This is a genomic window from Symplocastrum torsivum, assembly GCF_059505465.1.
In genome coordinates, this window is record NZ_JCACKQ010000036.1 from 1 (window position 1) to 13,563 (window position 13,563).

Below are 13,563 nucleotides of genomic sequence, written 5' to 3' on the forward strand. Positions count from 1 at the left end.
CTTCCCTGCTCCTTTTTCGCTTAAGTTGACACCAATGAAAGCCTTGCGCCCCTACCTACTTGACAGACCACTAACGTGGGTTTGCTAGTCACTCGTTAGGTAGAAAGATGTACTGCATTTGGCAAAAAGTTTCACCAGCGTATCGAACAGTTACAACAGGACGTAGATCAGGAGATTGATGAATATAATGGCGAATGCCCTAAATGGTCGGTGCTGTTGTGGCATAACACCAATACAGGTATTGCTTCTTTTTAGATTTAAACGTTTATCGGTTGGGACTATGGCACATGATTGTCCTCACTATTGGGCCCTCGCTTAAGCCGAGGTTGCCATTACTTCTTAAAATTCTCGGCATCTCTGCATTAGTCGGTGTTTGCTGGCTGATTGCGACTCAGCTAGTTTTTAAATCGGAGTTTGATGTCGTCAGAGAGCCAGAGGATGAAGCGAGTAGTAATGAGCCGATTCGGATTGTCACGCTGTCTCCACCCACCTCAAATCAAACACGGACGAATACTCAACGGTCTGACGCGAGGAAAAATGCACAGCTTAGAACCAATGTAGGAAATTCAAATCAGGAAAGAGCCTTATCTAGTTCTCCCGCTTTACCTCAAATTTCTGCTTCACCACAAGTTCGCTCGACACCTCAAGCTTCCTCTTCACCACAAGTTCGCTCGACACCTCAAAGTCGCTCCGCCTCGCAAACTCGCTCTTCACCACAAGTTCGTCCGACACCTCAAGCTACTCCTCAAAGGCAACAATCTGTTCAACGTGCTGAGACTCGTTCACCGCAAAAACAGGCAGTTGCACCACAACCGCAACCTTCTCCGCTAAAGGTTGATTTTTCTGACCTGCTAGCCGCTCCAACAGCGCAATCTAGCACCCAGCGAGCTTTACTTGAACAAGCAAGCCTACCATCATCTGAGCCATCGCGTGTTGCGATCGCTCCACCTTCCCCTGTGCAGAGACAACGCCCGCTTCCCTTACCGGAAAAACCCGTTACTGAGCAAGTAACAGAACCTTCACCTCTAGCGCCTTCACCTCCGCCAGGGGTAGCAAAACCTCAACCCGTACCTTTGCCTCCAGCCTCAGAACCTCCGCCAACTGCCGCCATACCCCAGCCAGCACCTGAAGCCCCTCCTGTTGTACCCTCTCCCACTACTCCGGTTCAGCCATCACCAACTCCTACACCTGAACCAAAACCGATGCCTGAGGCAATCCCGCCTGTATCGGAAAATGTTTTTGTTGAGCGGTTTGAGGTTGTTGGGAGTACAGTTTTTAGCCCAGAAACCTTGGCACTAATTGCTGGAGAAGCGGTTACTCCTGAACAAGCCGAACCGTTACCCGAAGGGGTTGAGGTCGATCCGGCTGTGATTAATCGCCTCTTATCTCTTGCAGAGTTGCTGCAAGCTAGTGAGGCAATTACGAAATATTACACAGACCGAAACTATATCAATTCTGGAGCTTATATCCCCCAGGATGCTCTGCGTGATGGGGTTGCTACGATTCAGATCATCGAAGGTAGTCTGGAAGCGATCAATATCTTAAACACGACTCCCTCCATACCACCACTGGAAGGTAGTCGTTTGAGCCTGGGTCTAGAAGACGTTAACATCAATCGAGACAATAACCGCGCAAACAACAATGGTTCTGGGTCACTTTTGGCAAACCCATCCTACCTTACGAGTAACTGGCTAGAACCCAATGCTACACCTGCACCAGACCGCATCTTCATTACAGGGAATCGCCCTCTAAATCCTAGCTATATTCGCAGTCGTCTTGCGATCGCAGGTGCAACTCCTCTGAATTTGGATCGATTGCTAGAAGGTGTCCAACTTTTGCAGCTAAACCCTCTGATTGAGAGTATCTCTACAGAAATTGCTCGTGGGACACAAACAGGAACCAGTATCCTGAATGCTAATGTCACGCCAGCGGATACCTCGGACATTCAGTTCACCGTAGATAATGCGCGATCGCCTAGTGTAGGAAGTATTCGTCAACGCGCTCAAGTGAGTCAAGGGAATTTCTTAGGTTTAGGCGACAGCTTAATCCTCGGCTACAGTCGCACAGAGGGCAGCGAAGGTTGGGATGCTAGTTATAGCTTGCCCATCAACGCTCGCAACGGCACCTTAAGCTTTAGCCTTGGCGATACTTCTAGTGAGGTAATTGAAGACCCATTTAACTTTTTAGACATCCAATCTCGATCCCGCTACTATGAACTTACTCTTCGCCAACCTGTAATTTTAACTCCCACTGAAGAGGTGGCGTTGAGTTTGACAGCGTCTCGACGAGAGAGTGAAAGTGAGTTTCTCCAAGGCTTAACGGGAATAGCAGAACCATTCCCTGGTGTGGGCGCTGATGCAGAGGGGAATACACGAGTTTCAGCGCTGCGATTTTCTCAGGAATGGACGAAACAGGGGGAAGAGTACGTCTTAGCGCTGCAATCAGAATTTAGCCTTGGATTGGATGCCTTGAACTCAACGATCAACCCTATCCCTCCCGACAGTCGCTTCTTTTCCTGGCGGGGAAGAGGGCAGTGGGTGCGTCGCTTAGGAGACGATACGCTCTTACTGTTACGAGGTGAACTCCAACTTGCAGATCGTCCCTTAGTCCCGTTGGAACAGTTTGGAATTGGTGGGCAAGAAACAATTCGGGGATACCGTCAAGATACCCTGCTAACTGATAATGGTTGGCTAGCGGGTGTTGAGCTACGTCTCCCGATTCTACGGATACCTGAAGTTGATGGTGTGTTACAGCTTGCGCCGTTTCTGGAGGTCGGTAGGGGGTGGAATAGTGGAGATAGTACAGACCCAGAAAACAGTGTGTTGGCAAGTACAGGGATTGGTCTGTTGTGGCGGCAGGATAATCTAAGCGCCCGTTTGGATTGGGGTATTCCTCTCACATCTTTCTCATCAAGTGGGGAGACGTTGCAGGAGAATGGGATTCACTTCTCCGTGATTTACTCTCCATTTTAAAGCCAGCCGCTTCTATCCGCCTTCAACGAGGGAGTAAGCAGATTCCGGTCTCTCGCGTTGACCTACTGTGTACACAAGTGACTTATTTTGCTCAACGCGCTCCCAGACCTAACCCCCAACCCCTTCGGGAGCGAGGGAAGGGTGAGCCATCTTCAAAGCCCCTCTCCGTGTCGGAGAGGGGTTTGGGAGAGGTCTGCCGACTTCTGTGTACACGGTCGCCCCTATACCTCCATCTCCCCATCCGTCTCAACAGGCTTTATTAACTGTTCAGCGCCTTAGTTTCCGGCAATTTGCACCACAGGCTTGTTAGCAAAATCTTGCAGATTGACCGATTGCATGAGGCTTGCCCAATCTTGTGCAACGGATTGGTCGTTAGGATTGCTCAAGCGTAGTTCAGCTAAGGAGGACAAGGTATCCTGCCAAATTCCCGCTTCTGCATAGATAGCAGACTTTTCACGGAGAGTGGCTTGATTGATCTGACTCGCTACAGTAGGGTCTAGGGCAACTCGCTCTACCCAACTCATGGTAGACAGGCGATCTTGTGGCTTGTTGGCGTTACAGACAACTGAAACCTGCCACAGGTACTTTTGACCGACTTGCAAAGGAGGAACGCTCTCTGGAATCCGAATGCCTACAATCCCAGGCTTACCCGTCAAGGTAAATTTGGTTGAGTAAAGCTCTTGCTCGCCAGCTTCGTTCTGTAAGGTTAACTGGGCTGTCGCACCCGGCATTTCGGCTGGGATATTGACAAATAGTGTAGGATGTGCGGACGCGGTGGAATCAACAGGAGCTTCCTCATCTGAGGCGGTTTCTTCTGGTCGGGTAGGGGGTGTGACGGGAGCGATGGTTACGGGTGGGCAAGACCCACGCGCAAAGCCTCCAACTCGAAATCGGGAGGGTCGGACTCTTACCCGAAATCCAAGGCGACCTGCGACTAGGATTCCTTGACTTCCGGAGGAGGGTTGTCTGGCTTGGCTAAATCTGGAGAGGGCGAGTACGGGCAGGACGCTAGTACCTAAGAATCCTGCGGCGAGGACGGTTGCAATGGTGATTTTGAAAGAAGTAGAGGGTTTCATAGGGGTTCTCCTAGGGTTGGTGCTGCGGTTGGCGCGATCGCTTACGTTTGGTTTAGATGGTAATAATAGAGGAATTGAATTGTTTGGGTTCTACTGACACATCAGTTGAGTTGAGAGCGATTACGCAAGTCATTAACAAAATGTAATGGCTCTAGGGTGCGATCGCTGATGTTGACCAAGATTGGTAGCATAGTGACGGGAATTGTGCGAGTTGCTGAGGGCTGACTGAAGAAGTAAAGGGAGTTATGCGGATTGGGGTGTGGGCTTGGGGGGAAATGCGATCGCTTTCGGGGTCAAAAGTCACCCAATCAGATGCCTCAGCTTCGGGTGCTAAGGGATCAGTAGGATTAAGGGGTAGTCCGCCACGTCCAATGATGGTGAATTGGCTCAGTTCACCGTCTGCACCGCTTGCTGAACACTGCCCACCAACTAAGCCTGAGACATCAATAAAGTTTAGAGGTAAGGCAGCTAAACCTCGGCTGGGGTCAATGCCAAGGGTTGTTATTTGTACAGTTCCAGCGGCTCCACCTTGAGAACTGGCAGTAATGTCGTTAAGAGGGGTTCGTGCTAGGCGAAAGTCAAGACCAAAGATGCCAAGCGCGTTGATAGTGATTCGTCCGCCATTGCCGAGAACTGCATCAGCAACGATATCGTTGCCTTCCTTGCCTGTGGGGAAAGATGCTATGACGTATTGGGCGTTGATGTTAATGTTACCACCTGTGGCGCTACCTGTGGCTAGAGCAGAGATGAGGCTCTCGTTATCCAGACGCAAGAAGCCAGAGGCGTTGAGGTCGATGTTTGCACCGCCTTCCCCTTGACCCGCTTCAGCCGTTATGCTGCCTTGGTTGAGTCCGATAAAGTCAGCATTGACGTTAACATTGCCTGCAATTCCTGATGGGCTGCTCACGGATACTTCTGCTCCATCTCGAATTAGCAAATCTCCTGTATTTATAGTGACACTACCAGCTCTACCTCCTGTCGTAGCTGCTGCCACTACACCTCCTTGTGGTTCACTTCCCGGTGAGGGAGTAAATGTACCAGTAAGCGTTACTGAATTGCTGGCATCAATTATCACATCTCCCGCCACACCACTTATGGTGGAGGAAGAGATGAGACTGTTATTAACGCTCAACCTTTCCAGGTTTTGCAGTTGAACGCCTCGTCCTTGTCCTGCATTGGTCGCTGCTGAAATAGTCGAGCCATCTTCCACCGTCAACTCACGGGCGTTGATAGTGACTTGTCCAGACTCTGAGTTTGTATTATCTCCTGTCGCTGCTACTGACAACTCACTATTGCCACGAACTAAGACTGACTCTGCTGCCTGTTCTCCCACATTAATACTTAAGCTTCCGGCTATCCCATTGCGAGTGGAAGCGCTAATCTCACCGCCACTAGTAACTTGCAAACTGTCCAATCCTTGTAGAGTGATATCTCTACTCTCACCGGAAATGTTGGAGGCTAATATTTGGGCATTATCGGTAACTGTCAGTTGCTGTGCATTCAGGGTGACACTGCCAGCGTTACCGCCTGCCTCGGTTGCCTGAGCCGACAAGCGGCTTCCTTGACCAGAGAGTAGCACAGATTCCGCCGCCTCCTGTCCAACATTAATGCTCAGGCTTCCGGCTGTCCTTGATTCAGTAGAAGCGCTAATCTGTCCACCACCCGTGACTTCTAAGCGTTCTAATCCTTGTAGAGTGATATCTCTACTCTCACCGGAAATGTTGGAGGCTAAGACTTGGGCGTTATCGGTAACTGTCAGTTGCTGTGCATTCAGGGTGACACTGCCAGCGTTACCACCGCTCTCGGTTGCTTGAGCCGACAAGCGGCTTCCTTGACCAGAGAGTAGCACAGATTCCGCCGCCTCCTGTCCAACATTAATGCTCAGGCTTCCGGCTGTCCTTGATTCAGTAGAAGCGCTAATCTGTCCACCACCCGTGACTTCTAAGCGTTCTAATCCTTGTAGAGTGATATCTCTACTCTCACCGGAAATGTTGGAGGCTAAGACTTGGGCGTTATCGGTAACTGTCAGTTGCTGTGCATTCAGGGTGACACTGCCAGCGTTACCACCGCTCTCGGTTGCTTGAGCCGACAAGCGGCTTCCTTGACCAGAGAGTAGCACAGATTCCGCCGCCTCCTGTCCAACATTAATGCTCAGGCTTCCGGCTGTCCTTGATTCAGTAGAAGCGCTAATCTGTCCACCACCCGTGACTTCTAAGCGTTCTAATCCTTGTAGAGTGATATCTCTACTCTCACCGGAAATGTTGGAGGCTAAGACTTGGGCGTTATCGGTAACTGTCAGTTGCTGTGCATTCAGGGTGACACTGCCAGCGTTACCACCGCTCTCGGTTGCTTGAGCTGCCACACGACTATCCTGACCAGAAACCTGCACTGACTGCGCCGCCACCTGTCCTGCATTGATACTCAAATTACCGGCTGTTCCGCGCTCAGTGGAAGCGCTAATTTGACTGCCACCACTGACTTGCAAAGTCTCTAAGTTGCGTAGGGTTATACCGTCACTGGTACTTGTCTCTGAAACTGTTGAGGCTAACACCTGAGATCCCTGCTCCACGGTTAGTTGCCTTGTACTGATGTCCACACTTCCAGCATTCCCGGTAGCCGTATCGGTTGCCTCGGCAGATAAACGACCTTGAGCGCTCACAGTTACAGAGTCCCTTGCCACCACACTTAGGTTTCCTCCCTGACCACTAGCAGAGGTAGCTGCTGAAACCTGTGCCTGATCCCGAACAATTAACTCCCCGGTTGTAATTGTCACATTTCCCGCTGCTCCAGTCCCTTGAGTTTGAGAAAATAAACCACTATTAAGAATTGGCTCAGTAGCATCAGGTGAACGTGGATTTTCAACGGAAATGTGGAGTGTATAGGTGTCTGCCGGAATGTTATTAGTTGCATCTGAACCATCTGGTGCATTGCCTTCTATTAGGGTGCCATTTGATGCGAAAGAGTAGTATTCCCCAACTCCAATCACATAGTTGCCTGGTAAGTCAAAAACATGGCTGATAAACGCATCTAATCCAGACGTACTTCCGTTGGTACTCGCTTCAGCTAAGTAGTTATCATCGTTGCTTGCTAGCAAGGCTCCAGTATCTTGATTAAAGAGAAAGAGTTGCGTGTCTATGCTGCCATCTTGTCCCAGTTTGTAGCCCTCATCAATATCAAAAATCCCAAGACTGCCTGCTGTTCCCACTGAAAATGAGTAGTAAGCAAAATTACCATTTCCAGTACCTTCAATAGGGACATGAGGAATGGTTTCAGAGAAGACTACATTTGAGTTGCTGGCTATCTCAAAAGTTAATCCCAGGTCATTGAGGATGTTTAGGACTGTTACCTGTTGTGTTGTAAATTGGGACACTGGCTCGGTAAGGGGTGGAGCAACGCCAGATATGAGTGTTCTGGTTGTTGCATTTACCCGAATGTCACCCGCCCGGCCCTGCTGAAAAGCAGTTGTGAGTAATTGTCCTCCATCTATAACCTCAAACTCATTAACGTTTACCTCAATATTCCCACCCGCCGAAGCACTTCTGGTGCGGGCATCTAAAACTGCCCCTTCCGATATACGAGCAGTTCCATTGGAGGCATTTACGGTAATATTCCCGCCCTGACCACTGTTGGGAAGTTCTGATGCCGTCAAGAGACCACTAGGGAGTCTGCTTGCTTGACTGATACCAGAAACCCTAAAAGCGGGAATTTTTTCACCTGAAATCGGATCGACAGAATCAGCACCTGAAACATCGACGGTAATATTGCCAGCTCTAGAAGTTTGAGTTCCCTGCGTACCTGATTCTACTCTTGCGCCTTCTGTTAAGGAAAAGCTACCACTTTGGATATTGACATCGCCTCCGCTACCTGATGCCCTCAATCCCACTGTAGTTCTGATCGTGCTGTCACCTGTCAAAGAAACTTCACCATCACCAGCATTGATTGTGACACGACCACCTTGCCCTGAACCGCTAATACTGGCATTTAGGGAAGAGCCATTGCTCAAAGAAACTGACCCAGCCGTAATATCGATGCTGCCAGGAATGTTCTGTAGATCTGTGCCAGTAGAGCCAGTTCGGACAGCTGTATTAATACGACTGTTATCTGTTAAAGATAGCGCACCATTCGTATTAATTGTGACTGTGCCGCCCAGACCTGTACCAGTAGATTGGGCAAATATACCACTGCTAGAACCTTGATTTGGACTCAGCCCTTGATTAAGAAGCCTACTTGACCCAAGCGAAACTTGCAGAGTGTAGCTATCTCCTATGTCAGGAGTATTGCTTGGCGTTATTTCAATACCATTATCATTTGCTGTAGAGTCATACTCACCTACACCAATGACGTAGGTTCCCGGTTCCCGAAAAGTATAGCGGAGAAATGAATCATAGCGATGTTGGCTGCCACCTGCACCTGCTAATTCGGGAAAGTCATCATTTTCAGCTAGTAATGTTGTTACTGGTTCACCTTGGCTATTCTCCCTAAAGAGGAAAATTTCAGTATCTATTGTCAGATTGAATTCATCAATAGCTGTGTCTGGATTGTTAAGGAATTTACCATAATCAATATCAAAAATGCCAATAGTATTGGAATCTGTAATCTCAAACGAGTAGTAATCAAAACTTCCATTACCTGTACCATTGATAGATATATAAGGAATAAGTTCGGAAGACTGAACATCAGGGTTTTCATCCATTAAAAACTCTGAAAAGTCGAGATTATGTGCCCCAAGAACTGTATCATTAGCTTCCCTTTCATTAATCTCTCCAATACCATTGGCATTAATAGGAGTAGACCTATTTCGCTGAGCAAAATTGGAATCAGATCCAGAAATGGTAACACTATCGGAGGCATTAATCTTAATATTGCCAGCAGTTCCAGCCCCAGAACTTGTGGCAATTAATTGTCCACCATTTCTCAGTTCAACTTGAGCAGGATTATTGTTAGGATTTGCTTCATCACCTATTGTGATATTACCTCCAGGAGAGTTTCCTTGAGTTTGAGCGCTCAATACTCCTCCATCCGAGACACGTAAGCTGCCATTCCCAAGAAAATTGAGCGTGATATTCCCCCCTCTACCACTGTTTTCGGTTTCAGAAGAGGTGAACAAGCCACTGGAGAAGCCTTCTTGAGTACTGAATCCAGAAATATCAAATGCAGGTGTTATTATTTCACCTGAATTTGGATCTTCAGTATCTGAACCTAAAATATCAATCTTGATATTTCCCGCCCTCGCGTTTTCCTCGACAGGACTTTGGGGATTTTGGGGAATTTGGGGATTTTGGGTTCCAACTGTTCTGTCTCCAAATGTTCGAGCTTCAAATCTACCTCCGTCTGTTAGTGAAATAGACCGAGCTTGGACCTCGATATTTCCGCCAGAGCCGCCAGCTCCTACACCTACAAGAGTTCTGATACTACTATTGTTGGCAAGCGCTATACTACCCTCATTTCCTATGGCTGTGAGTGCTATGTTTCCACCTTGACCATTACCATTTGTAGTGGCATCTATAAGAGATTGATTGACTAAAGAAATCGAATTAGCAATGATACTAATATTCCCTCCTATGCCAGAAGTTTCAGTGGAAGAAGTATCACTAAATAAATTACTGTTATCCAGAGCAACTGAGGTAGCAGAAAGGTTGTTAACTCCCCTCAATATAATGTTTCCACCACTACCTCTTGCACCAATAGAACCTGCATCTAAGGAAGAGTTTGTTAAGGAAATAGCTGAAGGAGTTTCAATTGTGATGTCACCAGCATTTGTTGGTAAGCCGTCTTTAGCATAAATTGTATTAGTTCTAATAATGCTGTTTTCAATAGAGACATTTCCCTCGGTACTTGTAATAGTAACGTTGCCACCATTACCTGTGGTTGAAGAGGTATCGATATTACCTGTAATCGTTACCGACCCACCTGACAGCAATAAGTCCCGTCCCACTGCTAAATCGGCTTCACTTACCAAGGCCGCAGGTGGTTCGGAACCATACTGCAACCCAATGGGAATATTTACCGTTACCAAAGGCGGGGCATTGGGATTTGTTGCTCGAAACTCACTGCCATCGGGGAACGTAAACTTATCCGCTGTCCCCGCAACAAACGACCCCCGGATATCTAGTTGGGCATTGGGACCAAAGACTATCCCATTGGGGTTAATCAGAAATAGGTTTGCTCCACCATCTACCCCCAATGTTCCAAGAATATCGGAGCGGTTAGTTCCTGTTACCCGCCCCAAAATATTCTCAATCCCCGCTGGGTTCGCAAAATAAACTCGCTGTAGTTCCCCAACATTGAACTCCCTGAAACTGTGGAACAGGTTAACCCCCCGGATTGCTCCTCCATCAATTCGGTCAGCTAACCCTCCTGGAACATCCACATTTGGTGTTACCTGAGACCGTTGTGCCCCCAAGGTTTGGTCAGGAACAATCTGAGCAAGAGTCGGGTCAGTCCTACCTGTGAGAACCCCAATGACAGCCATGACACTCGCAAGGCTTAACGACCAAACACCATTATTTCCGAAGCGAGTCATTGCTGTACCTCCAGCCAAACAGTCTGTTGTTAAAGGGGATACCGAGAAAGCTTTTTTGATATTTCAACCACACCCACTTCAAGGCGAGGTATCAGAGCTACGTTTCAAGGTATTTGCACAAACGAGATATAACCTAGCTAAAACTCAGATCTTGTAGCAAATCGCTTCTACCCCACCTCAGCCCTCCCCTTAATAAAAGGAGGGAGCTAAATTCCCCTTAGCGAGGGAAGATTTCAGTAAACGCATCTATCTGTGGGTCTAGTCTAGGAAACCATATTCTATTCCATCCTCAGGTATCGGAAGAAAGGTTGTCACAATCTTTAAATTCTTCTGCGAAAGAAGCTACAACCAGTTCCCTACTAGGATGAACGGTGCCCAAAAATAAGGATGGCGTCGGAAACGAGGATCTTGGAGGATAGACAGTTGGGCTTGTCGTAACGCTTCTGCCTTCGTAACATCCTGACGCGCTAACTCCTTATAAAAGCGCCCCATTAGCATAGACGTTGCCTCGTCATTCACTGACCAGAGGCTGGCTACAGTACTCCGTGCCCCTGCCCGAACGGCAACACCTGCTAACCCTAATGCTGCTCGTTTATCGCCCGATGCTGTTTGACAAGCACTCAATACCAGTAGCTCAATCGGTTCAGAACGCCCTAACTCACTCGATTGCAGCAAACTGCTCAGCTCTCCTACATCGATCGCAACATTATCTTCCCCAGTCAGAATAAACGTCTCTTCTTGCCGAGAACTAAACTGACCGTGGGTAGCAAGATGCACGATGGGAGCCGCAGAGCTTTTCACAGCTGCTTTGAACCGCTCAATTGTAAAATCTTCATCGAGCAGGATGCGCGTAGGTAACTCCGCCTGAATTGTCTTGAGTTCTGGCTCAACGTTGGGTAATGGAGAAAACTGTTGAGAACGCCATTGCCGAGCTTCGGTGATGCCAACAGCTAGGACACTCAGATCTTTCTGCTGTAGTGGACTGGGACTAACAAGCTGTAATCCTGGAGTGAGAGCGATCGCATATTTCTCCAATAAATATTGTTGCCCATCATTGAGCGCCCCCATCGGAATATTCCGCAGCGCCCCATCCAAGACAAACACTAACGTATCCACCTTACTCTGACCCAAATCCTGCTCAATCGGACGGATGAGCAAATCGTAAACTTGCTGGCTTAAGGGTCGAAACTCTAAACTAATGCGATTGTACAAAGCACCCTGCAATCGCTCGACCAACGCTTCCACTTCCTCGCTGGTAATTTTCGTAGACTTGTGGCTCAACTGCTGCCCTGGTAAGTTGATAATCACCTCCAAGCGATCGGGTAGGATAATCGGATAAATTACCGCCACTTTCTCCACTCCAGCCACTTCGTCAAGTTTTACCGCTTGCACATCCAGACAGGCTTCCCGCAAGAAATTATTCAGTTCCGCAATTTGCAACGACTCCATTACTTGTCGTGCTTTTTCCAACTTTTCTGGACTGGACTTGCCATCGTTATCCTTTAATAGCAAACTCACTAATTCTCGGTGAATCGGTTCAACGCTTTCTTTAAAGGAAAACTGGACTTCTGGATTTACCGTAACTAGGTCACTTCGCAGAGATTGGAGAATATCAACCGCACTAGAATAAGCTGCGATCGCTTTTTCTATCTTCCCCTGTGCTTCTAATATCCGCCCAATCTGCCAATGCCAACGGTAAGTCATATCATTGGCATTAATCTTTTGGGAGAGAAACAGCGCTTGTTCCGTTAGGGTTTGCGCCTCATTCCACTGCTTCGTTCGTTCATAAATCTCGGCTAAATGACCCATAGCATAGGCTTGGGCGCGTTGATCACCTAACGCCTCTGCCTGTCCTCTTGCAGTGATTAACCCTTGGGTAATATCAGTCCAACTCAACGTTGATGGATTATTCAATTGGTTTAAGCGAGTCAAACTTCGAGCAAAGTTGATTTGAGCATAAACCGTGGTGCGACTGGGAGGCAGCGCATTAATTTGTTGTTGAATTGGAGATACAAGAGCTTGAGCTTGGGAGACTTGGTTAGTTTCTAGGAGGAAACTCAGTTGATTCAGTTGAGCTTGCAATTTTATCGTTGGAGAACCAGAACCCTTGGCAACCTGTTGATAAAAGTTGAGTGTTTCTTCATTCTTTTGCTGGGCACGGGCAATATTTCCCAAACTGAGTTGCGCTGATGCAATGGCTTGAGGAAGTTGCAATCGTTGCGCCACCTCCAAACTCTTCTGCGTTACTGAATAAGCTTGTTCGAGATTGCCCACAATTTGCAGCACCTCTCCTAAGCTGCGTAACCCCATCGCCTTAGTCGGTGAGTCGGATTGATTTTCTAGGCTTTGAGACAAAGGTTGCAAAAGTGCGATCGCTCGTTGGTGAAACCCCAAGATTTGTAGCGCTTGGGCTTGCCGAATCTGAGTTTGAGTTGCGTCAATTTCGTTGCCAACTTGCTTATAGATTGTTGCGGCTTGTTCCCAAGTTGCCAGTGCAGCTTCCGCTTGTCCTTGAGCGAGTTGAACCCCACCCTGAATTTCCAGCGTTTGTGCTAACACAGAGAGACGCTGATGATCTGAATCTCGTCGCGTTTGCAGAATCTCCAAACTTTGGGTTAGCGCTTGGTTGGCTTCTGCCCAAGTCCCTAACTGCTCGTACACTAAAGCTAGATTACTCAGACTCATCGCTGTCGAGAGTGTATCTCCTTGGGCACGATACCCCTGAACCGCCTGCTGGAGAATTGCTGCTGCTGCCGATAACTGCCCGGATTCGTAGAGAGTTCTGCCCTGCTGAAGCAACGCTTGAGGATTACTGCTATTCACACTCAAGCTAGGGGGAAAAGCGCCTAAAACTGGAGCAGTAGTCAAGCGAGGAAAGGTAACCAGGCAAAACGCTACTGTTAATGAAAGCAGCAAGAATCCCCAACCCCTTACACGCCGTAATGACTCGCTCCAATACCGTCGTTTGTGCCTAGGACTTACGCAAATTGCT

General features: G+C 48.1%; 4 protein-coding genes. 1 reads left to right on the forward strand and 3 read right to left on the reverse strand.

Annotated elements, in window-relative coordinates:
• The first annotated feature begins 287 nt into the window (after positions 1 to 287).
• Positions 288 to 2,972: a ShlB/FhaC/HecB family hemolysin secretion/activation protein gene (locus AC5JL3_RS11645; protein WP_496074646.1), complete on the forward strand. Its 2,685-nt coding sequence runs from the start codon at positions 288 to 290 to the stop codon at positions 2,970 to 2,972.
• A gap of 275 nt (positions 2,973 to 3,247) precedes the next feature.
• Here AC5JL3_RS11645 and AC5JL3_RS11650 read toward each other — a convergent pair whose 3' ends face one another.
• From AC5JL3_RS11650 to AC5JL3_RS11660, 3 genes are all read right to left on the reverse strand, one after another.
• Positions 3,248 to 4,048 (reverse strand): DUF928 domain-containing protein, encoded by an 801-nt coding sequence (locus AC5JL3_RS11650; protein ID WP_496074647.1) that lies wholly within the window; start codon positions 4,046 to 4,048, stop codon positions 3,248 to 3,250.
• Positions 4,049 to 4,199: 151 nt separating this feature from the next.
• Entirely contained in the window at positions 4,200 to 10,571 is a 6,372-nt protein-coding gene (locus AC5JL3_RS11655; protein WP_496074648.1) for a DVUA0089 family protein, read from the reverse strand.
• 342 nt (positions 10,572 to 10,913) lie between these two features.
• Positions 10,914 to 13,439, reverse strand: a complete 2,526-nt coding sequence (locus tag AC5JL3_RS11660; RefSeq protein ID WP_496074649.1) for a CHAT domain-containing protein — start codon at positions 13,437 to 13,439, stop codon at positions 10,914 to 10,916.
• Positions 13,440 to 13,563 lie beyond the last annotated feature (124 nt).

What these genes read in the sequence shown, in the direction of transcription:
- AC5JL3_RS11655 (WP_496074648.1), bottom strand. Translation starts at nt 10,571, where the DNA reads ATGACTCGCTTCGGAAATAATGGTGTTTGGTCGTTAAGCCTTGCGAGT.
- AC5JL3_RS11650 (WP_496074647.1), bottom strand. Translation starts at nt 4,048, where the DNA reads ATGAAACCCTCTACTTCTTTCAAAATCACCATTGCAACCGTCCTCGCC.
- AC5JL3_RS11645 (WP_496074646.1), top strand. Translation starts at nt 288, where the DNA reads ATGATTGTCCTCACTATTGGGCCCTCGCTTAAGCCGAGGTTGCCATTA.